The 23,761-nt window shown below is 65.3% G+C and carries 30 protein-coding genes and 2 tRNA genes; 8 read left to right on the top strand and 24 right to left on the bottom strand.

Features of this window, described 5'->3' with window-relative positions:
• Nucleotides 1–14: 14 nt before the first annotated feature.
• Nucleotides 15–2,312, bottom strand: coding sequence for a ribonuclease R (gene rnr, locus ACAM57_RS14580; protein WP_369662436.1), 2,298 nt, complete (start codon nt 2,310–2,312; stop codon nt 15–17).
• A gap of 54 nt (nt 2,313–2,366) precedes the next feature.
• Between rnr and ACAM57_RS14575 the strand changes: the two genes are divergently transcribed.
• A tRNA-Leu gene (locus tag ACAM57_RS14575) sits at nt 2,367–2,451 on the top strand.
• Between the two features lie 209 nt (nt 2,452–2,660).
• Nucleotides 2,661–2,745: transfer RNA gene (locus ACAM57_RS14570), tRNA-Leu, on the top strand.
• An 81-nt stretch (nt 2,746–2,826) separates the two neighbouring features.
• Here the strand turns inward: ACAM57_RS14570 and rimO are convergent.
• A complete protein-coding gene (gene rimO, locus ACAM57_RS14565) occupies nt 2,827–4,221 on the bottom strand; it encodes a 30S ribosomal protein S12 methylthiotransferase RimO (protein WP_369662167.1) in 1,395 nt (464 codons plus the stop codon).
• An 11-nt stretch (nt 4,222–4,232) separates the two neighbouring features.
• Here rimO and ACAM57_RS14560 point away from each other — a divergent pair, with 11 nt between their 5' ends.
• Nucleotides 4,233–5,870 (top strand): recombinase family protein, encoded by a 1,638-nt coding sequence (locus ACAM57_RS14560; RefSeq protein WP_369662166.1) that lies wholly within the window; start codon nt 4,233–4,235, stop codon nt 5,868–5,870.
• On the opposite strand, the gene ACAM57_RS14555 is transcribed toward ACAM57_RS14560, so the two are convergent.
• A complete protein-coding gene (locus ACAM57_RS14555; RefSeq protein WP_369662165.1) occupies nt 5,867–6,070 on the bottom strand; it encodes a hypothetical protein in 204 nt (67 codons plus the stop codon). The two genes, ACAM57_RS14560 and ACAM57_RS14555, sit on opposite strands and share 4 nt — an antisense overlap.
• 3 nt (nt 6,071–6,073) lie before the next feature.
• Nucleotides 6,074–6,844: an SOS response-associated peptidase gene (locus ACAM57_RS14550; RefSeq protein ID WP_369662164.1), complete on the bottom strand. Its 771-nt coding sequence runs from the start codon at nt 6,842–6,844 to the stop codon at nt 6,074–6,076.
• A gap of 92 nt (nt 6,845–6,936) precedes the next feature.
• Here ACAM57_RS14550 and ACAM57_RS14545 point away from each other — a divergent pair, with 92 nt between their 5' ends.
• Genes ACAM57_RS14545 through ACAM57_RS14535 form a run of 3 tightly spaced genes read left to right on the top strand, consistent with a single transcriptional unit; the run spans nt 6,937 to nt 7,929 of the window.
• Nucleotides 6,937–7,401, top strand: a complete 465-nt coding sequence (locus ACAM57_RS14545) for a hypothetical protein (protein ID WP_369662163.1) — start codon at nt 6,937–6,939, stop codon at nt 7,399–7,401.
• A gap of 11 nt (nt 7,402–7,412) precedes the next feature.
• A complete protein-coding gene (locus tag ACAM57_RS14540; RefSeq protein WP_369662162.1) occupies nt 7,413–7,715 on the top strand; it encodes a hypothetical protein in 303 nt (100 codons plus the stop codon).
• A complete protein-coding gene (locus tag ACAM57_RS14535; RefSeq protein WP_369662161.1) occupies nt 7,702–7,929 on the top strand; it encodes a hypothetical protein in 228 nt (75 codons plus the stop codon). Before ACAM57_RS14540 ends, ACAM57_RS14535 begins: the two co-directional genes overlap by 14 nt.
• 74 nt (nt 7,930–8,003) lie before the next feature.
• On the opposite strand, the gene ACAM57_RS14530 is transcribed toward ACAM57_RS14535, so the two are convergent.
• Nucleotides 8,004–8,630: a hypothetical protein gene (locus tag ACAM57_RS14530; protein ID WP_369662160.1), complete on the bottom strand. Its 627-nt coding sequence runs from the start codon at nt 8,628–8,630 to the stop codon at nt 8,004–8,006.
• Between the two features lie 131 nt (nt 8,631–8,761).
• On the opposite strand from ACAM57_RS14530, the gene ACAM57_RS14525 reads away from it, so the two are divergent.
• Together ACAM57_RS14525 and ACAM57_RS14520 are read left to right on the top strand one after the other, a co-directional pair.
• Nucleotides 8,762–8,944, top strand: coding sequence for a DUF3606 domain-containing protein (locus ACAM57_RS14525; RefSeq protein ID WP_369662159.1), 183 nt, complete (start codon nt 8,762–8,764; stop codon nt 8,942–8,944).
• Nucleotides 8,944–9,201 (top strand): hypothetical protein, encoded by a 258-nt coding sequence (locus ACAM57_RS14520; RefSeq protein ID WP_369662158.1) that lies wholly within the window; start codon nt 8,944–8,946, stop codon nt 9,199–9,201. The genes ACAM57_RS14525 and ACAM57_RS14520 overlap by 1 nt, the downstream gene beginning before the upstream one ends.
• Nucleotides 9,202–9,227: 26 nt before the next feature.
• Here the strand turns inward: ACAM57_RS14520 and ACAM57_RS14515 are convergent, their stop codons facing one another.
• The 19 genes from ACAM57_RS14515 to ACAM57_RS14425 all read right to left on the bottom strand — a co-directional run bounded on the left by ACAM57_RS14515 (nt 9,228) and on the right by ACAM57_RS14425 (nt 23,734).
• The gene (locus ACAM57_RS14515) at nt 9,228–9,494 is read right to left on the bottom strand and encodes a hypothetical protein (RefSeq protein ID WP_369662157.1); all 267 of its coding nucleotides are present in this window, start codon (nt 9,492–9,494) and stop codon (nt 9,228–9,230) included.
• A gap of 255 nt (nt 9,495–9,749) precedes the next feature.
• Nucleotides 9,750–10,541, bottom strand: coding sequence for a DNA adenine methylase (locus tag ACAM57_RS14510; protein WP_369662156.1), 792 nt, complete (start codon nt 10,539–10,541; stop codon nt 9,750–9,752).
• Between the two features lie 138 nt (nt 10,542–10,679).
• A complete protein-coding gene (locus ACAM57_RS14505) occupies nt 10,680–11,261 on the bottom strand; it encodes a hypothetical protein (protein ID WP_369662155.1) in 582 nt (193 codons plus the stop codon).
• The gene (locus ACAM57_RS14500) at nt 11,258–11,863 is read right to left on the bottom strand and encodes a lysozyme (RefSeq protein WP_369662154.1); all 606 of its coding nucleotides are present in this window, start codon (nt 11,861–11,863) and stop codon (nt 11,258–11,260) included. Before ACAM57_RS14500 ends, ACAM57_RS14505 begins: the two co-directional genes overlap by 4 nt.
• Entirely contained in the window at nt 11,860–12,180 is a 321-nt protein-coding gene (locus ACAM57_RS14495) for a hypothetical protein (protein WP_369662153.1), read from the bottom strand. The genes ACAM57_RS14500 and ACAM57_RS14495 overlap by 4 nt, the downstream gene beginning before the upstream one ends.
• Complete coding sequence (locus tag ACAM57_RS14490) at nt 12,177–12,587, bottom strand: hypothetical protein (protein ID WP_369662152.1); 411 nt, start codon at nt 12,585–12,587, stop codon at nt 12,177–12,179. Before ACAM57_RS14490 ends, ACAM57_RS14495 begins: the two co-directional genes overlap by 4 nt.
• Before the next feature lie 5 nt (nt 12,588–12,592).
• Complete coding sequence (locus tag ACAM57_RS14485; RefSeq protein ID WP_369662151.1) at nt 12,593–13,207, bottom strand: DUF4376 domain-containing protein; 615 nt, start codon at nt 13,205–13,207, stop codon at nt 12,593–12,595.
• 9 nt (nt 13,208–13,216) lie between these two features.
• Nucleotides 13,217–13,801 carry a phage tail protein gene (locus tag ACAM57_RS14480; protein ID WP_369662150.1) on the bottom strand — a complete coding sequence of 195 codons (585 nt, stop codon included), beginning with the start codon at nt 13,799–13,801 and terminating at the stop codon, nt 13,217–13,219.
• A gap of 64 nt (nt 13,802–13,865) precedes the next feature.
• Nucleotides 13,866–16,907, bottom strand: a complete 3,042-nt coding sequence (locus tag ACAM57_RS14475; RefSeq protein ID WP_369662149.1) for a phage tail protein — start codon at nt 16,905–16,907, stop codon at nt 13,866–13,868.
• On the bottom strand, nt 16,907–17,260 hold the full coding sequence (locus ACAM57_RS14470; RefSeq protein ID WP_369662148.1) for a hypothetical protein: 354 nt from the start codon (nt 17,258–17,260) through the stop codon (nt 16,907–16,909). Before ACAM57_RS14470 ends, ACAM57_RS14475 begins: the two co-directional genes overlap by 1 nt.
• A 65-nt stretch (nt 17,261–17,325) precedes the next feature.
• Nucleotides 17,326–17,904, bottom strand: a complete 579-nt coding sequence (locus tag ACAM57_RS14465; protein WP_369662147.1) for a hypothetical protein — start codon at nt 17,902–17,904, stop codon at nt 17,326–17,328.
• Nucleotides 17,901–18,497 (bottom strand): hypothetical protein, encoded by a 597-nt coding sequence (locus ACAM57_RS14460; protein WP_369662146.1) that lies wholly within the window; start codon nt 18,495–18,497, stop codon nt 17,901–17,903. Before ACAM57_RS14460 ends, ACAM57_RS14465 begins: the two co-directional genes overlap by 4 nt.
• Nucleotides 18,497–21,337: a phage tail tape measure protein gene (locus tag ACAM57_RS14455; RefSeq protein WP_369662145.1), complete on the bottom strand. Its 2,841-nt coding sequence runs from the start codon at nt 21,335–21,337 to the stop codon at nt 18,497–18,499. The genes ACAM57_RS14460 and ACAM57_RS14455 overlap by 1 nt, the downstream gene beginning before the upstream one ends.
• A complete protein-coding gene (locus ACAM57_RS14450; RefSeq protein ID WP_369662144.1) occupies nt 21,334–21,588 on the bottom strand; it encodes a hypothetical protein in 255 nt (84 codons plus the stop codon). Before ACAM57_RS14450 ends, ACAM57_RS14455 begins: the two co-directional genes overlap by 4 nt.
• 77 nt (nt 21,589–21,665) lie before the next feature.
• The gene (locus tag ACAM57_RS14445) at nt 21,666–22,025 is read right to left on the bottom strand and encodes a hypothetical protein (RefSeq protein ID WP_369662143.1); all 360 of its coding nucleotides are present in this window, start codon (nt 22,023–22,025) and stop codon (nt 21,666–21,668) included.
• Between the two features lie 4 nt (nt 22,026–22,029).
• Nucleotides 22,030–22,671 (bottom strand): phage tail tube protein, encoded by a 642-nt coding sequence (locus tag ACAM57_RS14440; protein WP_369662142.1) that lies wholly within the window; start codon nt 22,669–22,671, stop codon nt 22,030–22,032.
• Nucleotides 22,672–22,692: 21 nt separating this feature from the next.
• Nucleotides 22,693–23,142 carry a hypothetical protein gene (locus ACAM57_RS14435; RefSeq protein WP_369662141.1) on the bottom strand — a complete coding sequence of 150 codons (450 nt, stop codon included), beginning with the start codon at nt 23,140–23,142 and terminating at the stop codon, nt 22,693–22,695.
• Between the two features lie 2 nt (nt 23,143–23,144).
• Nucleotides 23,145–23,444, bottom strand: a complete 300-nt coding sequence (locus ACAM57_RS14430; RefSeq protein WP_369662140.1) for a hypothetical protein — start codon at nt 23,442–23,444, stop codon at nt 23,145–23,147.
• 5 nt (nt 23,445–23,449) lie between these two features.
• A complete protein-coding gene (locus ACAM57_RS14425) occupies nt 23,450–23,734 on the bottom strand; it encodes a hypothetical protein (protein ID WP_369662139.1) in 285 nt (94 codons plus the stop codon).
• Between the last annotated feature and the right edge of the window lie 27 nt (nt 23,735–23,761).

Genomic DNA, 23,761 nt, shown 5'->3' with positions numbered 1-23,761 from the left:
GGCGTGAGGCCCGGTCAGCGGCGCGGCTTGCGCCCCTTGCCCTTCATCTTGCTGGCGGCTTTCTTCACCGCCGACTTGAAGGCCTGCATCGCCGACTGCGCCCCGGCCGTGGCCGAGGTGGGTCGCTCGCCGCGCGGCTCGGCCTTGCCGGCTTCCGCCTTGTTGCGCGTGCTGCGCTTGGCCGAGGCCTTCACGGGCACGCCCGATGATGCCGCACCCTTGTCCTTCATGGCCCGCGTCGTCAGCTCTTCGCCTTCGCGCACGAGGCGGAAGTCGATCTTGCGGCCGTCCAGGTCGACGCGGCTCACCTGCACCCGCACTCGCGTGCCGATGGCATAGCGGATGCCGGTGCGTTCGCCGCGCAGCTCCTGGCGCATCTCGTCGAACTTGAAGTACTCGCCGCCGAGCTCGGTGATGTGCACCAGGCCCTCGACGTACATCGCATCGAGCGTGACGAAGATGCCGAAGGTGGTGGCCGCGGTGACCACGCCGCCGTATTCCTCGCCGAGATGCTCGCGCATGTACTTGCACTTGAGCCAGGCCTCGACGTCGCGGCTGGCTTCGTCGGCGCGGCGCTCGTTGGCGCTGCAATGCAGGCCCGCGGCCTCCCACGCCATGACTTCCTTGCTGGGCGCGACGGTGGCCTTCTGCGGCTTCGCCGTGGGCGCTTTCACGCGCGAGGCGAGTCGCTTGGCCAGCTTGGCATGCGCCTCACCGGGGGTGGGCAGCATCGGCAGCTGATAGCGCGTCTTGCCGAGAATCGCCTTGATCACGCGGTGCACCAGCAGGTCCGGATAGCGCCGGATCGGACTGGTGAAGTGCGTGTAGGCCTCGTAGGCCAGGCCGAAGTGGCCGCTGTTGATCGGCGTGTAGATCGCCTGCTGCATCGAGCGCAGCAGCATGGTGTGGATCTGCTGTGCGTCGGGGCGGTCCTTGGTGGCTTCGGCGATCGCCTGGAATTCACCGGGCCTGGGGTCGTCGGTGATGCTCAGGCCGACACCCATGGCCTTCAGGTAGCCGCGCAGGATCTCCTTCTTTTCAGGCGTGGGGCCTTCGTGCACGCGGTACAGGCCCGGGTGCTTGCCCTCGGCGATGAAGTCGGCGCTGCAGACGTTGGCGGCGAGCATCGCTTCTTCGATCAGGCGGTGTGCCTCGTTGCGCGTGCGCGGCACGATCTTTTCGATGCGGCCTGCGTCGTCGCAGATGATCTGCGTCTCGGTGGTCTCGAAGTCGACGGCGCCGCGCTTGCCGCGCTGCTTGAGCAATGCCTTGTATACGTCGGCGAGGTTCAGCAGGTCGTTGACGCGGTCCTTGCGCTTCGCGGCCTCGGGCCCGCGCGTGTTGCCCAGGATGGCCGCCACCTCGGTGTACGTGAAGCGCGCGTGGCTGAACATCACGGCCGGATAGAACTGGTAGGCGTAGATCTCGCCGTCGGCGGCGACCAGCATGTCGCACACCATGCACAGGCGCTCGACCTCGGGGTTGAGCGAGCACAGGCCGTTCGAGAGCTTCTCCGGCAGCATCGGAATCACGCGGCGCGGGAAGTAGACGCTGGTGGCGCGGTCGTAGGCGTCGATGTCGATGGGCGAGCCGGTCTGCACATAGGCGCTGACGTCGGCAATGGCCACCAGCAGGCGCCAGCCCTTGCCGCGGCCCACCTTCGCGGGCTCGCAGTAGACGGCATCGTCGAAGTCGCGCGCGTCTTCGCCGTCGATGGTGACGAGCGGGACGTCGGTGAGGTCGACACGGCCTTTCTTGTCGGCGGGGCGGACCTTCTCGGGCAGCGCCTTGGACGCGGCCAGGCACTCCGCGGAAAACTCATGCGGCACGCCGTACTTGCGCACGGCGATCTCGATCTCCATGCCGGGGTCGTCGATCTCGCCCAGCACTTCCTTCACACGGCCCACGGGCTGGCCGAACAGGGCCGGCGGCTCGGTGAGCTGCACGACGACGACCTGCCCCACCTTCGCGGGGCCGGTGGCTCCCTTGGGAATCAGGACGTCCTGGCCGTAGCGCTTGTCTTCCGGCGCGACGAGCCAGATGCCGCCTTCGTGCAGCAGGCGGCCGATGATGGGCTGCTCAGGACGCTCGACGATCTCCACCACGCGCCCTTCGGGGCGGCCACGGCGGTCCTGACGCACGATGCGCGCCTTGACGCGGTCCTTGTGAAGCACCGCACGCATTTCATTCGGGGGCAGATAGATGTCTGCTTCGCCATCGTCGCGCTGCACGAAGCCGTGCCCGTCGCGATGTCCTTGGACAGTTCCTTCGATTTCATCCAGCAGTCCGCTGGAAGTGACGTTATTTTTGATATGATCTCCTTCTTTCCTGAAATTCAAAACGCAGTTGCTTCTGCAACTACGTGGGCCCAGATGGCGGAATTGGTAGACGCACTAGTTTCAGGTACTAGCGAGTAACATCGTGGAGGTTCGAGTCCTCTTCTGGGCACCAAGTTTAAACAGACCTTTACCAGGTCATTCGATTCAAGCCACCGGTCTCCGGTGGCTTTTTTCATTGCCGATCGAATCCACATCGAACGGTCGGCGCAACCGGACAGGCAAGAGCCGGACCAGTGCCAATTTTTTTGCGCGCGACCCGTTTTTTTCAGGCCGCCGCGGCAAATTGTGTATACTCGCAGTCTTTGCTGAAAAGCAGAGAAAGCCCAGATGGCGGAATTGGTAGACGCACTAGTTTCAGGTACTAGCGAGTAACATCGTGGAGGTTCGAGTCCTCTTCTGGGCACCAGATCCAAATTGACCCCCGCCAGGTCATCCGAAACAAGCCACCGGTCTCCGGTGGCTTTTTTCATGGTCGATCGGATCCGCATCAAACGGGCAGCGCGATCAGATCGTGGCCCTCTGCACCCACGATGCGCGCGCGGGTGAACTCACCTACCTTCAGCGTCTTGCTGATCTTCTCGGGCGGCAGCAGACGGACCGTGCCGTCGATCTCCGGTGCATCGGCATACGTGCGCCCCACTCCGCCCTTGCGGCCCATGGCGGGCGCCGAATCGACCAGCACCTGCATCGTCGAGCCGATGCGCCTTTGCAGCTTGGCGATCGACACAGCCTCCGCCACTTCCATGAAGCGCGCACGACGCGCCTCGCGCTCCGCCTCGGGCAGCATGCCGGGAATGTCGTTGGCGGTGGCGCCTTCGACCGGGCTGTAGGCAAAGCAGCCGGCGCGATCGATCTCGGCCTCGCGGATGAAGTCGAGCAGATGCTCGAACTCCTGCTCCGTCTCGCCAGGGAAGCCCGCGATGAAGGTACTGCGGATCACGAGCTCGGGACACACCTCGCGCCAACGCGCCAGCCGCTCCAGGTTCTTCTCACCACTGGCCGGGCGCTTCATGCGTTTCAGTACATCCGGGTGGCTGTGCTGCAAGGGCACATCGAGATACGGCAGCACCTGCCCGCTCGCCATCAGCGGAATGATCTCGTCCACGCTCGGATACGGGTACACGTAGTGCAGGCGAACCCACGCGCCATACGGCTCGGCGATTTCACCCAGCGTGCGCACCAGCTCGAGCATGCGCGTCTTGACCGGCTTGCCGTCCCAGAAACCGGTGCGGTACTTCACGTCGACTCCATAGGCCGAGGTGTCCTGGCTGATCACCAGCAGCTCCTTCACGCCACCTTCGAACAGGGCCTTGGCCTCGCTCAGCACATCGCCGACCGGCCGTGACACGAGGTCGCCGCGCATCGAGGGAATGATGCAGAAGGTGCAGCGATGGTTGCAGCCCTCGCTGATCTTCAGATAGGCATAGTGGCGCGGCGTCAGCTTGAGACCCGCGACGCCGAATGTGTTGGGCACGAGATCGATGAATGGGTCGTGCGGCTTCGGCAGATTGGCATGCACCGCATCCATCACCTCCTGCGTGGCATGCGGGCCGGTCACGGCCAGCACGCTCGGGTGCATCTGGCGCACCAGGTTCCCGCCCTGGTCGCCGGTCTTGGCACCAAGACAACCGGTGACGATCACGCGGCCGTTCTCGGCCAGGGCTTCGCCGATGGTGTCCAGACTTTCCTTCACGGCATCGTCGATGAAGCCGCAAGTGTTGACGATCACCAGATCGGCGCCTTCGAAGGTCTTTGCGGTCTGATAACCCTCGGCGCTCAGCTGGGTCAGGATCAATTCGGAATCGGTAAGGGCCTTGGGGCACCCGAGCGATACCATTCCTATACTCGGCACTTTTCGGCGTTCGGCTACGTCGGTCGTCATGGGGGAACTCATTGTCAGGTCTCGTTTATAGCTACAGCCGCTTCTCAGATCCACGCCAGGCGAAAGGCTCGAGCCTCGAGCGCCAGGCCGCCTACGCGGCGCGCTGGGCGGCCGAGCACGGCCTCAAGTTGGATGACTCGCTGACGCTTCAGGATGAGGGGCTTTCCGCGTACCACCAGCGGCACGTCAAATCGGGGGCGCTGGGTGTCTTTCTGGCTGCTGTTGAAAGCGGGAAAGTACCGCCGGGCTCTGTCCTCGTCGTCGAGGGGCTAGACCGGCTCTCTCGCGCCGAGCCCATCCAGGCTCAAGCGCAACTGGCCCAGATTGTAAATGCCGGCATCACCGTCGTGACTGCGAGCGACGGAAAAGAGTACAGCCGCGAGCGGTTGAAGGCGAACCCGATGGACCTTGTCTATTCGCTGCTCGTCATGATCCGCGCTCACGAGGAATCGGACACGAAGAGCAAGCGCGTGCGCGCCAGCATCATTCGGCAGTGCCAGAACTGGCTGGCCGGCACCTACCGAGGGCTGATCCGCAACGGCAAAGATCCCGTCTGGGTCCAGCTGGTCGACGGCGAGTGGCAGCTGGTCCCCGAGCGCGTCGAGGCCGTCCGCACTGGCATCGACCTGTACAGACGTGGGTACAGCGCGACCCGCATCCTCGCGGCGCTGACCGAGCGGGAGCTGTCCCTCACCGGCCGAGGCCCCCAGGCACTGCAGATCTACCGCCTCATCAAGCAGCGCGCGCTGCTGGGCGAGAAGGAGATTGAGGTCGACGGCGAGACATTCCGGCTGCCCGGCTACTACCCGGCCCTGCTGACCGAGGCCGAGTGGAACGACCTGCAGGCCCTCGCGGCAGGACGCGGGCGCCGCGCCGCCGCCGGCGGAAGCGTGCCGGCCATCGTGACGGGCCTGGGGATCACGGTCTGCGGATACTGCGGCCGGGCACTGGTCGGCCAGAACATCGGCACGAGAAACCGCCGGCCCGATGGAGGCATCCAGGACGGCCACAGGCGCCTCCACTGCACCAGCTACAGCCATGGCGGTTGCCCCGTGCCCGGCTCGAGCTCGGTGGCCCCCGTGGAGCGCGCCCTGATGGCCTACTGCAGCGACATGCTCAACCTGCAGGCGCTCTATGGGGGCGATCGCGCAGCAGGCCCACGCGCAAGACTGGCCAAGGCAAGGGCCGAGCTGGCGGATCTCACCACCAAGCTCGAGCGCCTCACCGACGCCATGCTCGAGGCGGCCGAAGACGGCGGCACGCCGGCGACCTTCGCCAGGCGGGCACGTGCACTCGAGGTCGACCAGCAGCGCGCGGCCGCCGACGTCGCCAGCGCGGAGCGCGAGCTGGCATCGGTGGCCAGGACCGACCTGCAGGGCGTCGACGAGACTTGGCGCAAGCTGGCCGCCGGCGTCGAGGCCCAGGACGTCGACGCGCGGCTGCAGGCGCGGCAGCTGGTCGCCGACACCTTCGAGCAGATCATCATTTACAGGCGAGGCGCCCTGCCCGCTGAAACGCCGAAAGGGATGATGGACGTCACGCTGCTGGCAAAGGGTGGGACCTCTCGCACGCTCCGCATCGACGCCAAGGGCGGATGGGTCGACGCCGAGGAAGCCCTCGGCGAGGCTCCCGAACAGACCGACGTCTAGGCGGGCTCGTCCGGAAGCATCACGGGCTCGAGGAACAGCGCAGCTGCCGCGATCGGCGACAGGGCGCGCAGGCTCGCGTCTCCCGCTAGGTCGGCCGCCAGCTCCTCGAGCTGCTCAGGATCGACCGTGCGCCAGTGCTGCTTGAGCCGCTTGGCGCAGTAGAAGACCCAGATGTCGGTCGGGATCTCTTGATCGTCCACGAATCACCCTCGGAGAGGCAGCTCTTCTTCCTCAGCGCTATCGAGCGCTCGCTGGTTCTCGCGAGGTTCCTCATTCTCAGCCGGTCCTGCATCGATAACGTCCATGTCGGGCAGCATCAGCATGCCGCGCGCCTCTTCCACGGTGCACGTGAGCCAGCGGTCGAAGTCGTGTTCCTCGAGCGGCACCACAGAACGCTTGTCGAAGATCTCCAGCCCGGTCGCCTTGTCGATCTCGATCCGGTGCATACGCGACATCAGCGGGTGCAGGTTCGCGTTGATGGTCAGCATGGTGTAGCTGTCCCAGACCTCGCCGGTCTTGAGATCCGTCCAGGTATCCCACAGGCCTGCGATGCCCCATGGCCTGCCGTCGACGCGCTTGAAGCGCCACCACTGGTTCTTCCCGGCCTCCCAGTTCGGCTCGTCGAAGCTGCTGGCCGGGATGATGCAGCGCTGCCCCTTCTTCCAGGCGCTGCCGTAGGTCGGCGACTTCTCCATGCGGTCAGTGCGCGCGTTGACCGTACTCAGACGCTTTCCCTTCACCTCCCCTTTGCGCGGCTTCGTCTGCGGGATGTTCGAGGTCGACCAGGGCGGGATCATCCCCCACTGCCCGACCACTAGCTCTCGCTCGTACTCGGTGACGTCCCGCGCGCGGCGCATGAATGGCCCCTTGCGCAGCGGGTTCATGCTGCGCAACCAGCGCTCCGCGGTGCGGGCGCCGATGTACCAGGCCGCCTCGATTTCACGGTCTTCGGGAGAGATGTAACGGGTGCACATGGTGTCCAGATTCTGCGCTCAGGAACCCGTTGACGTGCGAATACCCCCAGGTAGATACTGTATTTCCATACAGTTATTCTCAGGAGCCCGTCATGGAATCTGCAGCCACCTCCGTCGCCCTTACAGCCACCACCCCAATCCCCGGCACACCCCATGCACAGAAGCGATCAGTGCGGCAGGAATGGATTTCCCGCTTCATCGAGGAATCGCACACCCTCGCAAAGGGAAAGATCGACATCGAGATCACGTCCATAGAGGCCGATGCACTCCAGCGCGTGGTCGGCCATCGGCAGCCTGAAGACGTCGCACGCCAGCACTACAGCTCCTACACCGGTCCCGATACCAACTCCGGCTTCGTCCGAGTGGAGGAGGAGTTCCAGACGCTGGCTGTCACGGCCGGGATCACCAAAGACGGACAGCGGCTCTCGAAGGAGATGCTGGAATTTGCGTACGGCGTGGCCACGCTTTGCGCCAGCGCTGCAGATCGCGTCAGCGGTGCGCGTGAAAGCAGCGCGGGCGACCAAATCCGCAGCACGTTCGGTCCGGTGCCGTTCTAGGGAGCAACGCCATGGAAAGGAAGGAGGAGGAGGAGTTCTTCTTCTTCATGATGCCGCCCAGTATCTGGAGCAAGAAGCCTAGCCCGTCGCGTTTCAAGATGACCATCGAGTACGCGGCCGAACGCTATCCGGATGCCACCCCAATCCTCTCGAGCCGCGAGGTTCGCGCGCCTCTCAGCACGATCCCGGCCGATGCTCCGTATGCAGGTCGCCGGCAAAAGACGCCCGCCGAGGAGAAATATCAGGAGTGGCTCATTTCGCGCATCGGTCGGCGAAGTGAGGACGAGGACAATCAACCCAATGAGCCAAGCTGAATTCTTCCCTTCCGAACCTGCAGTCCTCTATGTGCCGGCCTGGTACAGCGACACCGAGCGAGAGGTGCAGCTCTTACCGCTGAGCCCGGGCGACTACAAGATCACGCCTGGCCACGGTACCGCGCGTTGGACGGTCACGTCGCTGAAGGACGGCAGCATCGTCTACAGCGGGATCGGGCCTGTCGAGATCCGCAGACCGCCCGCCGCGGGTTGAACTTGGGCACGCCGCGCCAAGCCGCCCTTGAGGCGGCTTTTTCCTGGGCGCTCGCAGGCCTCGATCGCCCAAGTTCAACGGCGCTTGAATCGCTCCGGCGGCACGGCGCCCTTTCGCTTGATCTTCACCCAGTCGCTCGAGCGGACACCCGGCTGGTAAACACTGGCCGCCCGCTTCGCGACCAGGCCCTCGAGCTTCAGCGGGATCACCGCCTCATCGAAGATCCTGAGCGGCTGGTCCTTGAAGTGCCGCACCACCAGGATGCCCGGCCGGGCAGGCTTGAACAGCCTCGCGAGCGCCGCCTTGCGCTGGACCAGCGGCTGCTGGGTAATGTCTTCCCCGCGGTCCACCAGCAGGTCGAATACGCAATACACAACGGGCGAGGCGCCCTCGTACCAGCGACGGCGGCGGGCTCGGTCCTGCAGCCTGTCGAAGTCACTGCGGCCGAGCTCGTCAAGCACGCACATCTCACCGTCGACGACGTACTGGCCGCCCTTCACCCTGGCCAGCGCCTGGGTGACCTCCGGGAACCACCTGGTGGCGTCAGCACCGTTGCGGCTCCGCAGGGAAACCGCACCGCGGTCAAACTCAGCCCCCACGCGGTAGCCGTCGAACTTGATCTCGTAGATCCACCCGGGCTCGTCAAAGTCCAGCGGCCGCTCATCGAGCAGCATGGGCGGGAAGTCGACGAGGTGCGGCATGGCTGGACAGTCCCGCCGGCGTAGGAGAGTCCCTGTCAGACGGAATCGCCTTTTGAGGATGGCCGTCAGGCCGCGGTGGCGCGAAGTTGAGGCACGGCTGGCGCGGTGCCGGCGCTCTACAGGAGATCCACATGGCAGACGACACGAAGAAGACTGGCCTCGACCGAAAGCTCATCTCGCTCGATGAGCCGCACGAGGTGCGTTCCTGGACGGAATCGCTCGGCGTCACCGAGGCACAGCTGCGGGAGGCCGTGAAGGCTGTAGGCCATTCTGTCGAAGCGGTGCGCCGGTACCTCGCAGACGGGAAGCGCTGATGACCCACGTACGCCGAATCTCAGTGCATGTCGACGAGCCCGATCCGGGGCATTTCTATTGGGTGCTCATGGAGGAAGGCGATGACGCAAGCCAGTGGCTTGAACTCCAGTCCGCCGAAGAAGGCTACGACATGTGGATCGATGCGCTGCAGGCGGGCATGTGGGCCTTAGAAAGGCTGGCCGAGGACGAGCGGATCGGGCCTCGCATCGACCGTGACGACGAGGGCAGCAGCCCAGTGGGGATGCCGCTGCGGTAAGCCCGCCCACGGTTTCCCCGTATGGGTTAACCTGCTTCGCTCTCGGCCGACTGGCTCGCGGCGTCTGCTTCGGCCTCTCGCCTTTCGATCCAATCGATGCATTTTCGCTTCAGCGCCTCGTCGCCTTCAGGCTGAGTCATTAGCGGAGCAGCCAACACAAGCTTGCATTCCTGCAGGCCGTTCAGGCGGATGTCGGCGACCGCCGAATATCCGCCTTCTGGAGGCTTCATTCGAAGCAGATAAAAGACCCATTCCCCAGTCTTGCCGAGGTGGACGTGTGCAACACCATCCATGCTCACCTCCGTGTACTCGGCGCAGGAGTGGCACCCCCATTGATGATTGGCGCGAGCAGCGAGAAAGAAACCATACTCGCTTTTTCAAATCACCCGTGACAAATGTCACGCCGAGGGTTTTTTGACGCTTGTCACGACCGTCCGCCTCATCCTTTCAAGGGTAGTTGGCGTCCTCCCATGTGTTTGGTCCGGATGTCTGCACTTGCACGCACCGACGTCGCCTCGTTGCCCAGGAGCCCCTCGCGCCCACTCACGTCAGAACAAGCCGGTTGGCTCGGACTCCACGTCCCAGCTGAAGACGAGCAGCTCTCCCCGCTGCGCGGGCGCCCCAGCTTTGCTGTTTAGCGAATAGCCGATCTCCAGGCTTTCCATGTGGAAAGCTGAGAAGCACCGCCGAATGTCCGGGTGGTCGTTGATGCTGAGGATTGCCTTGCCCTGCAGTGCCTTCAGCATGCTGGCCATCGCCTCGTATTCCGCCCATGGGAAAGGAACGCCATAGCCTTCGGTCTTCCAGTATGGCGGGTCGAGATAGAACAGCGTGTGCGGACGGTCGTAGCGGCGCATGCATTCCCGCCAGTCGAGGTGCTCGACGTGCGTGCTGGCCAGCCGCAGGTGCGCGGCGCTGAGTTGTTCCTCGAGGCGCAGCAGGTTGACTGGCGGCGCGGTGGTGGCCGTGCCCCAGGTCTGCCCGTCGACCTTGCCGCCGAACGCATGGTGCTGCAGGTAAAAGAACCGGGCCGCGCGTTGGATGTCGGTCAGGCCGGCAGGCGGCGTGTCCTGCAGCCACTTGAACACTTGGCGGCTCGACAGCGCCCATTTGAACTGGCGCACGAACTCCTCGAGGTGGTGCTGGACTACCCGGTACAGGTTGACCAGCTCGCCGTTCACGTCGTTGATGACCTCGACGTCGGCCGGCGGCCGCAGGAAGTACAGCGCCGCGCCGCCGGCGAACACCTCGACGTAGCAGGTATGCGGCGGGAACCGCGGGATGATGATGTCGGCCAAGCGGCGCTTGCCACCGAGCCAGGGAACGATTGGGTTGGCCATGATGGGTCCAGAGGTGTGGTTACACTCGGCCCGCCTGTACAGGTGGGCGGGGCCTCGGCTGGGCTCACAGGCTTGGTCTGTGGGACTGGCGGCTCGGGGAGGTGCTGCAACACCAATCCGGGTCGCCTCGTTCTTTATTCAGGGGTGCTCGGCGTCCTCCCCTGTGGTTTGTGCAGATGTCTGCACCGGTGCGATCAGTTGCCGATCGTTGCGCACAACGCCAAGCAGAACGCTCACTTCGGCGTCGCGCTGCTCAACAAGTCGTCGACCTCCCGCAAGTAGCTCTCGACCTCTCTCAGCCAGGCCTGCGAGGCGCTCGGATCGATCCTTGACACGCTGGCAGGCAGCGGGGTCGGTTGAGGGCTCGTCGCGATCACGGGCACGGTAGGCGGCGAACTGCTGGCGCACGCGCTCAGCATCACGGCGATCAGCATCGCGCCCAGCTTGGACGGTCTGCATGGCTGTATCGAACTCATCGACTTTCTCCTGTTGATCCTTCGCGTGGGCGGCCGAAAGCGCGACGACGCGCTGCAGATCTGCCAGCGCTGCCAGCGCGCGGTCGGCATCATTCCTGGCCACGGACGCCTGCAGGTCGTGCAGGCTGTTGACGGCCCCATCTCGTTTGTGACCGACCCAGCAGCCATGCAGCACGCTGGCCGCCACAAGGCCGGCCCACAACCAGCCGGGAAGCAAACCGAACAGACCGGTGATCGCGCTCATGGGAACTTCGCCTCGCCGGCCACGATGGCCGAACGGGCGTCCATACCGAGGAAGACCAGCCGGGTCGCTTCGCGCCGTCGATCGAGGCCCTTAAGCACCTTGCCGCCAGACTTGTTCCACTTCGGCAGCTCAGCCGCCGCGCCAGCGTAGTCGCCGAGATTGAGCTTGCGCAGGAACGTCGACGGCCGGCCGTCGGCCAGCTGAAAGATCCCGTCGCGATCGGCGCTGCCGGGCCCGATGTTGTAGACCGTCGAGACGACCGCATCGAACTGGCGCTGGTTCAGCGGAACGCGCACAGCTGCACGCACTGCGGGCTCGAAGTCACGCACCAGGCGCTTCGCGTACCGAGCATCGGCCTCGGCCAGACTGATCGTCATGCCGACGCTGACCCCCTCGGTGTCGCCCCAGCCGATCGTCCATGGCCTGCCGCTGAGGTGCGCGAACTGCTGCGGCACCGAGGACAGGTTGTAGGGGTCGATGCGGGCCCCCTGCAGGGCCCTGAACAGCGGCGAGCCCGGATCCGGGTACGCCCGCAGCCTGCACGCCTCGTAGTGGTGGTTCAACTCGTGGCCATCGGGTCCGGTGGACAGCTGTTCGTTCATTGACGGATCTCCGGAAGATCAGAAAGTGGCGCCGGTGCGGTTGCCGAAGCCGGCGGCCGGTCGCGGCGCCATGCATGACCACTGAACAGCAAGCCGAGCAGCAGTGCGCCGGCGATCGCCAACGATCCCCACTGCGGCCACTCGTTCCACCAGGGCTGCAGCGCCGAGGCGATCGCGCCGCCGATGTAGCCGGCGTACTCGCTCTGCACACGCACGAGCACGGTGCCCTGCATGGTGTTGAGGCGACAGATCGAGATGAACACGATGCCGGCGCACAGCCCGGCGTTCACCAGGGCGAACAGGTAGAGCTCGTTCATGGCAGGTCCTTTCCATCCTTCGGGCCCGGTCGCGCCAGGTCCATGAGGGCATAGAGCATCTGCACCGCCTTGGCGAGCACCCGCGGCCAGCCGTCACCGATGAAGCCGATTAGCAGCGCAATCGGCGCCAGGAGCACGCGCGGCGACAGGTCCGGCCGGTAGGCGCTGACGGCCGCAGCCGCGCCGGCGGTCAGCAGCACAGCCAGGCCCACCACGCGCGTGAAGAACCACAGCGCGCGGCCCCGGGTGGACTTCTCGCGTCGCGCCAGGGCGAACGAGGCGCCGATGGCCGAGGCCACCACGATCACCAAGTACGGGCCGACCGCTTCAGCCACCGCGCGCGAGAAGAAGGCCGCCGCGATCAGGATGGCCAGCGCGACGATATCGGTCAGGGGTTGCTGATTCATCTGCTTCAGGCCTGGCCAGGCCAACCGGTTGCCACGTCATAGGCCTGCGCGTCCGCCAGCGTCGCCAGCGCTGCGATGGCTTCGTAGTGGGCACGCTCGGCGTTGAAGCAGGCCTGAACGTGCAGGCCGACGGCGTCGGCAATCGCCACGAGGTCGGCGATCGGCGTCGTGAAGAACTCCCCATCGGCGCTCTTGAAACTCACGCCCGCAAGGCCGAGACGCAGCGCGTTCGTCACCGCGTTGCTGATTCTGTTTTGATCTTCAATGCGCGTGAGGACTCGAGAACCGTTGGGAAGCGTGAGGCCGCCGGTTTCGACCTCCCAGCGCTTTGCCGTGGCTGCATCGCGCAGCGCTGCCTGCACGCCCGCCAGCGTGGGCGTGGGCACCGGCGGCTCCACGGGATCGAGGGGGATGGGCTCCATCGCCCATTCACCGTTCAGCTCGACGACGCGCATGTCGGCAGGCGGCTCCGGCGGCGCCAATTCGAGACAGTTCCCGGGAATCAGGTAGACGGGCGTCTCCTCGGTCGATTCGAGGGGCGACAGATCCCCTTCGTCGAGCTCCACAGGCCCCAGGTAAATGCGCGTGTGCGCATCGAAGGAATAGACGGTCTTGCTCATGTGGGGGCCTCAGTACTTGATGATTGGGAGGTAGGCGACGTTGCGCGGCCGGGTCTCCGCGCCGCCGGTCAAATTGGTGGTCCCGCTGGCGGGGTCCACCGGGCCGGCACCGCCGCCGAAGGACGCGCTCAGACCCGCCTGGTTGGGCTTCAGGTAGACGTGCGTATGCGAACGGATTTCGTCCGCCTGAAAGGACCCGCGGACACGGCCCGCATCGACGCCGCGGCCGTCGTCCCAGCCGCGATCGAACTCGCCCCGCGCTTCGGGTAGGTTGAAGGTGGTCGAGCCGTCGCCGGCGCCGTATGTGGTGCCGATGGCGGCGAAAAGAGCCGCATAGGTCGTGCGAGACACCGCGGCCCCGTTGCGCTTGAGCCAGCCAGGAGGCGGGCTGGCCGCGGCCGTATAGCCGACGATCCCCGGCTCAAGTTGAGCCCCCAAAGCGGCACGGGCGTCGATCGGCAGCCCGGTCGAACCGAGGAGGCCCACGGCGCCCCACAGGTTCTCCCACAACGCCCCAAAGCCCGAGCGAGCCTGCGCGTTGCTCGGCGTCGCACCGCTGCCGGAGATGTCGTTCTTACTGGGTGGTGCTGGCATAGCTGCTCCTTTCGATGAGCGAAGAGTTCGTGATTGGTGGTTGGTCCGCTGAGATCGCTGCGGGTTAGTAGCCTTTGAGGACGATGTCTACTGAGGCACCGCCAACGGAAACGTGCGCTGCGTTGTAGGCCGTGACCCGAGGGGACAGGTTGGGCGTCTTGGTTGCCTCGGCAGTCACTGCGGTGCTTGCGCCCGACTGCAGCGTGATCTGAATGTTCTTGATGACAGAAAAAGGCGCGGAATGAGGGATCAGCGTTCCGCCAATCGGTACCGCCAGGTCGTTCACCTGCTCCTCAATGTCGGGAGCATCAACGGTCACGACGAACTGCCGCAGTGCTCCTCGTGTCGCGCCAGCGCCCAACGTGACTCGGAACTGGTACACGTCGTTTGCCACTGCGATCTGCCCCGGCCAAGGCATCCAGTCGCCAGCGGGTCCATAGAAGGTTTCGGCATCGGGGCCGTAGAAAGAATCGTCGTCCGGCCCATAGAAGACGCCGGGGCCCGCGAACCGATACTCGATCCGCAAATCGATGCCCTCCACATCCGCAGTCACCGTCATCTTCGACCCGGCCAGTGCCGAGATGATCGGCAGAAGAGGCGTCACATACGCCATCTCGGCATAAGCCTCGTCCTTGAAAAACCGAGTGGTATCCGAACCGTAGAACGCTTGGTTGTCCGACCCATAGAACGAATCGAGGGGGGCGGCAGTCGGATCGCCACTTGCGAATGCCCAACCGTATGAGGCGGAGGGGTCATAGGGCCACCCCATCGTCCTGTAGTTCCACTCCTCGATCACGTTGGCGATGGGCGGATCTCCGATGTTCATCGTGATGCTGCCGGCCGCGAATGACTGGTTGCCACTCGTGTCCTGAGCCTTCACCATGATGGTGACCACGCCGCCAGGTCGCATCTCCGGCTCCCACGGACTCTGCGTCACGAGACCATCATGCAGCGGTGCCGCCGAGTTCCAATCCAGGTTCTGGCCGTAGTGGAAGCGAAAGACATAACCCGCCAAGTCAGGGACACGGCGCGGCATGCTCCATGAGAGGACGCTGCCTGATATGGTCAGGTTCTCGATGTTTGGTGGCGGCTCGGTCTTGCCGATGACCCGGTGGAGCACCTGCGCTCCCCAATCGCTAACAGCCACGCTGTTGCGTACCCGGACACGAACCAGAATCATGGCGAGATCTTCGACGCCAGCGAACTTGGCTTCGGTCGCTGTTCCGGGGACGAGAACGCTTGTCCATGGGCCCGACGGAAGCACCATGTACTGCAGCTCCACAGTTCCCCCATTCGTGATCGATTGATCCGCTATAGGGCCCCAGGTCACTCGAATGCCGTTGACGATCGTGCCGTCCGTCTGGACGATCAATTCGCCCTCGCCGCTACTTATTGAGAGGATCGCCGGCGGGTAGATGTCCCACGGCTTTGGAAGCCCGGTGTTCGGCGCGTAGCCGCCCGGCAGGAACCCGGCCCCGTACTGGAAGATCGCGGCGGTGGTCTCTTTCAGGGTCAGCTGCACCACCCCGTTCGGCGAGAAGGTCCGCCCGACGATTCGGAACTCCTTGTTCACAATGCCGTAGCGGCTGAGAGTCAGTCGGATGCCGTCGAAGATCTCCAGTGGGTACGCCCGCATCTTGAACGGCAGTACCGCCGTCATCGGATCGCGCCCGTCCCGCAACATGATTCCTGCGATGTGCCAAGCTTGGCCCGCATAGAAGACCGCCGGCATCGTGACTTCCTGCGACAATTCGGCGCCGTCCACAGCTACTAGCGCATCCGCCCGCAATGGCCGGATCGACGTCTCGACGTAGTTGGCCGCCTGGTCCCAGATCCGGATGGCAACCATGTTCACCTTCTCGGCGCGAGGGCGATGCGGGCTGATGGTCATCGGCAGCTGCGTCACCGAGCCGTCGGCCGCGCGCTGCTCTACGGCCAGGTCTTCGTCGCTCAGGTTCAACACCGGCAGTTGGTAAACACCAGCGCGCACATACACCTCGCCAGCCGCATACGCCCACTCTCCGCCCATAGCTTGAGCGAGGTCATCGAGGACGTCGCGAGCGGGCGAACCGAATGGAAAGACGGAGGCGGCGCGGAACATCGGCACCCAATCCGAGCCGGTGTAGCTGATGCCGGTGTCGCAGGCGTTCGCGGCCGCGATGAATCGCGCGTCTTCGGCCGAAGTGATGGAGGTGCGCTTGCCAAACTGAGGATGGGTGATCACGTGCCGCATCAGCAGCGCGGGGTTTTCCGAGAAGCGAGTGACGCCGTCGCGCGGGTCGTAGACCCGCGCGCCTCGGATGCGAGCCGTCACGGTCGGAATGCCAGATGGCAGCGCGGTGTCGTTGTAGGCGAATTGGCATACCAGGTAGGCCACGCCTCGCGCGCGGTGGTCCCAGGTCCAGACGCCAGGCAGCATGGCGGTCATGCCGCCATCTGCCGTCTGATCGGGCGAACCCAGATGCCAACGGATGTTGACGAAGGAATTAAAGCCCGCGTACTGGTAGTACACGGTGAAGTACCAGCCCGGCAGCGGGTTGATGATGGTCACCACGCGGCCGCTGACGCTGCACTGGACCTCGTGCCCCCCGACCATTCCCCAAGGCGATTCGATCGCAGACACCGAACCAGGCAGCGGGTCATGATCAAGGATGACGGTCGTCGTGAACGAGATCTTCTGATCGCTGATCGTTGAGGCTTGTCCATACGGCGCCGTAGTGACCTGGCCGACCTCATTCACGTCGACCGGCTGATCGTTGAGGTAGATCTGCTCGATGCCGTCGATCTCGTGCTCGGCCAAGGCCACGCACATGATGAACAGCTCCTTGAACTGCCCCACGCTGGTCTTGTAGAACACATGGCCGCCCTTGCGGATCCTGCCCAGCACGAGCTCGCGCGGAACGACCGTGCCGGGCACGTTAGCCAGGCGGTCGACCTGGGCGGCGTCGAACTGCGAGCGAGCGGCGCGCTCGGCCTTGTTCTTCTGGTAGCTGCTTAATGCGAGCGTGCCCACGATGGTGATGGCGTAAGCGGCTACCAGGATCCCGGTGGTCACTGTCGCGGAACCGACGACGCTCGCGATACCCCATGCAATTGCCTGTGGCATCAGATCCTCCAAGCCACGAGGGCGTCTTGCATCGACAGAGCGACCATGCCGTCACGGCCGGGGCCCATTGCGTTAACACCATTGCAGACGGTAAGCAGCTCACGGCCTTCGTTGCGGACCAGCACCACGTCGCCAACTGTCGCCATCACCGGCTGAATCGGCTCGCCCATATGCGCTGTCACAAGAGCCTGCAGACCACCGGCATTGTCCAACTTGCGCAGGAGCCTTCGAAGCGCCTGTCGCCGTGGCCCTGCCTCGGTTCCGTAAGGTTCTAGTGCGGCCATGGGATTCGCGCCCGTGATCGCCTCGACCGCCGCGGCGGCATGCGTGCAGCAGTCGTTCGTGCCCCACACGAATGGAGCTCGAGCTCGCTCCTGACCGAAGTGTGAAAAGCGGGTTTGCCAGTCGGGGAGCCTCATCACCGCATCGCCATGAAAAGTTGTTTGGTCGGCCACACGATCGGCACATTCGCCTGGCTCTCGACGTACTCGAACGCCCTGTCGCCGGGATAGAGGAACTGCTGGTCCGCGTTGCTCGTCGTGAGCGCGTTGCCGCGTAGAAAATCGACGGCCGAACTCTCCGCCGTGACGGCGACCGTGCAGTTGTCGCCCGTTTCTTCAACAGGCATCGTGTCGAGGGTGCCCTCCCAGTCGATGGGGGCGTCGAGGACCACGCCGTCATCGCTCAGGATGGCCAGGCGAATCACGACCGGCGCTCCCTGCACGATGGACGAGTCCGAAAGCGCCAGTCCGATGGCCTCGCTGGTCACGCCCGACATTTCGAACTGCAGGCCCTTCACCTCGCCAGGCGAGTCGGCGATTTCGCTGATCGCACCTAGCCCGGCGGCGCCCCGGTACGTCACACCTGCATAGACGATGTCGTGGTTTGCCGAGGTCAGGGCAACGATGCCAGTCGCGAAGGTCATGAGCACCAGCTGCGCGATGCTCAGCCGGGGCGCGCTCAATGCAGCGAGGACCGAGGGCGAGTACGACCTCATGCCACGTACTCCATGAAGTCGAACGTGGCCTCGGGCGTGTAGCCGGGCACATAGCTGATCGGCTCGGGAACGGCGCGGAATCGGAAGAGCGCGGTGGGCCTATTCCATACGACGGCCGTACCACTGGCCAGCGCCCGGCGCAGCCGGTTGACGATCGGCGCGATCAGAAGCCCCGTGCCGTCTGCCGTGCATGGCTGCTGGACCTGCAGGAGCAGACCACCGATGCCGATCATGTCGCCGGCAAGCAGCGTGGCGCCGGCCGTCGTGTTGATGCGCACCGTGCCCGCGCCCGCGGCGACGGCCTGCACTGTCGGCGCGCCGCGCATGGTGCCGCGCGGCTCCGGCCGCTGCAGGTGGTACATCTGGATCCAGTTGGTCATGCCGCGCATCGAGGCCGCCCAGGCTTCGAGGTCCGCCGCCTCATCGTGCGTTCTGGGCGAAACGCTCACGGTGGCAAGCCAACGCTCGTTGCGCTTGTCGATGACCTGCTCCGAGCCGCCATATGGCGATGCGTTGGCGAGCTGGTTCACCATGGGCTGCAACGAGAACTCGGAAGGGTCCTCGAAGAAGTCGGGAAAGGCGATCTCGCTCATCAGTTGCCGCCCCCGTAGCGCTCGCGGCGGTACAGCGCGCCCGCCGAGCGGCGCTCTGCCATGGCGATCTCCTTCTGGACGGACCGGCCCGTAGCCAGGTCGCCGACGATCAGCTGGCCGATGCGCGGGCCGCGATCGCGTGCCGGGCCTGTGTTGTCCGCGGCACGCACGATCGCCTCGCCCTTGTGGATCTTGGCGATCATGTCGCGCGGGACGAAGTCGGTGCCGACGTCGAAGCCTCGCATGGTGCCGAAGCCACCCGTCAGATTAATGAGGTTGTCGAGGGAATCGCCGGGCATGGCGTTGGCCACGCCGGTCAGCAGGCCCATCGAGCCCAGCCCGCTCGCGGCAGAACTCGCGCCCAGTGATGCCGCCGCGTTGGTTGCTGCGGTGGCGAGGGTCTGCAAGGCCGTGGAGACCACCGTCGCTCCAGTCGTGAGGGATGCAGCGAAAGTGCTGGTAGCCGTGGCCGCACTGGCCTCGCCTACGCCCTTGGCCGACCCGAAAAGACCCGTCGACTGCATCCACTGCGCCGCGGGGCCCAGAATGTCCTGCCGCACGAACTGACGCACGCCCTGCGTGGCCAGGCTCTTGAGCAGCTCCCCGCCGTTGAGCTTCCCGGTCGTGAAGAACGACGTCAGCGCGTCCTCCGCCCCCCTGAATGCGCTAGTGAACGCCTCCTCGGTGCTCTTGGCGACGTTCCTCACGTCGTCGAGGTAGTTCTGCAGCGCCGCGCTGGCCCCGTTCGTCCAGTCGGCGCGCTTGGCATCGAGCTGGGCGTAGTAGTCGGCGTTGCTCTTCAGCGCCTCCTGCAGGCTCTCCTGGATCTTCTCGACTTCGGCCTTGTAGTCCTCCGAACCGAGCATGCCCTTCTTCGCCGCCGCAACGGTCAGGCCGGCTTGCAGGGTCGAGAACTCCTTGTAGATGGACTTCTCGCTCTGCAGCCGCTCGGCGGCCTCCCTGCCGAGACCGAAGACACCCAGCTGGCGGTCGTACTGTTCGTTGCGCCCCTTGGCCGCCTCGGCGATCCGGATATTCGTGGCCTCGACCAGGTCGCGGAACTCTTTCGCGGCCTGCAGCTGCTTCTTTTCCTCGTCGGCCGCGGCCTTCTTCGTGGCGAGCTGCTTCTCGAGCGCGACGTTGATGTCCAGCTGCGCCCGGATGGCGTCCTGCGCATTGACCAGGCTCTTCTGCTCGGCGGTGAGCTGGCCCTTGCCCTTGAGATCCGTGATGAGCTGATTGAACTTCGCGCGCTGCGACTCCGCGTCGGTGAGTTTCTCCGCTGTCTCGAGCTGGGCCGACGTGGCGGCGCCCTGCTGGCGCAGCTGCTCGAGCATCTTGGTGCCGGCGTCGTCGCTGAAGGCCTTCGGCTTCGCGCCCTTCGGGCCTGCGAACTCCTTGCGGATGGCGGCCTCGCCAGCCTTGATGGCCGCGTCTGACAGCAGCTCGCTGTTGGGGTTGACCTTGCGGATGTCTTCGAGACCGGCCCGATACTTCTTGAGCTCGCGCGTGACAGCGTCGATGCCCTTGGCCTTGTCCTGCCACTTGTTGACCGCATCGGTAGCCGCGATAGCGGCTTCCTGATCCTGTTGGCGTTGCCCTTCCATCTGGGCATTGGTGGCGGCGCGCTCGAGTTGACGGGCCAGGGCGGTTTGACGGGCTTGCGCCTCCTGCAGCTTCGCCGGATCTCCGCCGTTCGTGCGCAGGTACTCCACGACGCGGGTGGCGTCCTTCAGTTGCTCGCCAACCGTGGCGGCGCGCCCGAGGCTGCCCACGCCCTGGGAGATGTACTCCCACATGTTCTTCGCGGCCTTGCCGGTCTCCGACAGGGCACGAGAGAGGATGCCGGCCTGCGACTGGACATCCTTCATCCGGTTGATCGAGCTCGATGCGTAGGCGTCTTCGGCGACAGCCGCGGCTGCCTGCTTGTTGCCCTGGTCCTCCAGGGACTTGATGCGCTCGTAGGTGGCCTGCGTGAGGTAGTGCAGCGACTCGTTCAGCTTGGCCGAGGCCTTCGTGGGCTCGTCGCTGAGCTTCACGAAGTTCTCGACGGTTTCCTTGATCGCGACGCCGGCCTGCTGGTTGAGGGCCACGGCGGCCTGCGCGGCCTGGCCGAGGCTGTCGCCAGACACGCGCCCGGAGCCGGCCAGGGCCGTCAGCGCGTCCGAGGCCTGTCCCGCGGAGCCGGTGGCCGCGGCAACCTGCGCCGTGAGCTCCTGCAGCCGGCTCGTGGTGATCCCGGCGTAGTTGCCCGTCGTGACGATCGCCTTGTTGAACTCCGAATTGCGCTCCGAGGCCTGGTAGTACGCATACGCCAGGGCCGCGACGGCCGCCGCGGCGAGCGTGAGCGGGCTCACCAGGCCGCCGATGTAGCTGCCGAGGGCGCGGGCGGCCGGGCCCGCGCCGCCGAACATGTCCTTGAGCTGGCCACCCTGCTGCAGGAACACCGTGAGCGGCGCTTGGCCGCCCTGCAGGCTTGTGACGATGTCGGTGAACTGCGCGGGAACGCCGCGCATCGCAGCCGCGGTCTGCGCAGCCGACACGCCAAGTTTCGCGGTGCCCTGCTCTGCCTGGCGCAGCTTCGCGATGAAGGGTTCGGCCGCGGCAGCAACGCCCAGCTGCTGCGCCTGGAAAGCGGCGATCTCCGAGCGCGTCTTGCCGACCTGGTCGGACTGACGCTGCAGGGAATCGAGGAACGCCTTGCCCGAACTCGTCAGCTTGGCGCTGGTAGCGTCCGACTGGGCGCCCAGCTGCTGCAGGCCGATCTTGGCCGAGCTGAAGGCGGCCCCGGTCGCGTCGGTGCCGTTGATGACGATGCTGGCTGAGCCGGTCTCGTTCATTTAAACCGCCCGTTCCAAAGCGCAATCTGCTGTGCCAGCGGCAGCTGGGCGATTGCGGGTTGCGGCTCCGGCCATGCGTCGACCTGCGTGAAGTCCTCGAAGGACCACGCGACACGGCCACGCGGCGGCTGGACTCCGCCGGCGTTGAACACCGTAGCGCGCATCTGGGCATGCCGGATGCGTTCCGCGACCGGGAGCAGCTCCTCGTGCGACAGATAGACGAACCACTCTGCGAACTCCTGGGCACTCATGCGGCGCCCCAACTCTTCGACCGTGCTGCCCAGCCGGTCCGCCAGCGCGAAAGCGAACCGGCGTTGCGGCTGGGACCTCAGTTTTTTTCGATGGCCTTGGTGTCGCCGCCGGAGAAGCTGTTGCCGAGGTTGTAGAGACGGAAGGCATCCTGCGGGTGTTGTTGCCCGAACGCCCTCCATTGCTCCGCAGTCCACAGCGGCTCGCCGTCGGCCAGCACGACCATGCGAGCGAGCTGACGTTCGACGAGCGTCGCCCTGCTGCGCTTCGCTGCGGCCTCGGTCGTCTCGTCCTTGCGAGGTTGCTCCTCGTCCCACAGCGCGAGGCGATCGGCGAGCATCAGCCCGCGGACGATCACCGGACCGCCAATGGCGTCGACGGTGATCTCCTCTTGCCGAAGCTCCGGGGGCGCGTAGACCTGGTCGCGTTCGATGGCCATCGAATCAGGCTCCCGCGTAGTTGGTGAGACGGCCCCTGACCGACAGCTTCACGGGCGTGGTCACGACGGCGCCGGCGCTACCGCCGGGCGCCAGCGAGGCGCTCGGCGTGGCGGCGAAATACACCTGGTCGCCGGTGGCGAAGTTGAAGACCACCGCACAGGGCGACTTCTTGGTGTCGAAGGCCTTGAGCGCCTGCAGAACCGGGTCGTGCGGGTCCCAGATGGAGCCGAAGTTGAAGACCAGCGGGGTGCGATTGCCGGGAATCGAGGTGTCCTGGTCGTTGTGGATGGTGCTCACGTTCACGTCGGCCGCTTCGCCGCCGTTCGCGCTCACGTCCTGGAAGGTCTCGGCGCTCGTGCCGAAGGTGATCTTCTGGGCCGTGCCCGACACGAAGGTCTTGAAGTCGGTCGAGTCGATGCCTTTGAGCTCGAAGGTGTCGGTCGTCTTGTTGTCGACGCGCACGACGGCCCAGTCGAGCTGACGCATGCCCTTCGTGCGCAGGAGGATGATGTCGCCGTCCAGGAAAGGGTGCGCATCTGCACCGGCCACGGCGGGATTCGCCTTGCTGATGGACTCGAGCGGCACAGCAGCGGCCAGGGCGGTCTGCACATCGACGCCTACGTTGCTCCAGATATTGACGTTCATGATGGTCTTTCGAAAAGTTGTTCAAACAGCTATGTCGGGGGCGGTCGGGCGCACGAGGTAGGTAAAGAGCCACGTCTGTTCGCGCGCCGCCCTTGCTTCTTCGGCATCGCCGCTCAGCGTCAGGCGGCTGGAGGCGATGCGCGCGCCGCCCTTGGCCAATCGGAGAAGCGCTGCGTTGCCGCTGAGTGCCTTTTCCACCTGTAGGCCGAGATCACGAGCACGTGCGCCATATGCGGATCCGTGGCTGACGACACCAGCAATTCGCACCGCGTACTGCCGCTGCTCGATGCCGCTGACCGTGTAGGGCTGGGCACTCTCCCCCTGCGGCGCCTCGAAAACCAGCAGAGCGGGCAGCTCATCGTCTTGCAGCGGGTCCACGCGATCGAGGAACACATTGGCTCCCGCAGCGGTTCCCGCATCGATCAAGCGGTCTACGACGGCGGTGAGGATCTGCTCCTGGACGTGTGCCATGCTCAGGCCTTCCGCAAGCGCAACGTCTGCCAGCCGGTGCCATCCGGCATCGGCTCCACGACCTCATAGGCCACGCCCCGAACCGTGACTGAATCGCCACGCTTTGCACCTGGCGCATCCGCCACGGCGCAATGCAATGCGGGGCCCGATCCGCCGACGAGGCCCTCAAGGTCCGTCTGGTACTCAAGGTCCAAGATCGCACGCACGGCAATGGGCGAGCCGCCGCCCGCTGGGGCGTACAGCACCTCGTCAGCGAACTCGCGCTCGCTGAGGAATGGCGTGAAATCTTCGACGAAGGGCATGGCGGTCAGGCGGCAGGCGGCGCAGGCGCGGGAGACGGCGCAGGCGGCGCGGGAGGCACCGCCGTCTGCGCTTCCTCGGGCTCGACAAGCTCGGCCAGGTTCTTCGGCAGATCGCCGTCGACCTTGAACGACTCGCCTGCCTTGAACTCGATGCGCGAGGTCACGAGGAACGTGTTCCCCTTCCCTTGCTTCTCGAGCGCATGCGCGCGAATACGCGCTTGCGCCGTGGTGAGATGCACCACGGTGCCCGGGAACAGGGCAACGGGTGCGAGGGCCTTGTAGCTTTTCATGAGCGTGCTCCGATCTCGTTGCGCGCG

The organism is Variovorax sp. V15 (assembly GCF_041154425.1).
Taxonomy (GTDB): domain Bacteria; phylum Pseudomonadota; class Gammaproteobacteria; order Burkholderiales; family Burkholderiaceae_C; genus Variovorax; species Variovorax guangxiensis.
Note: the sequence above shows the minus strand (reverse complement) of the source record. Positions and strands in the feature narration are given on the sequence as shown.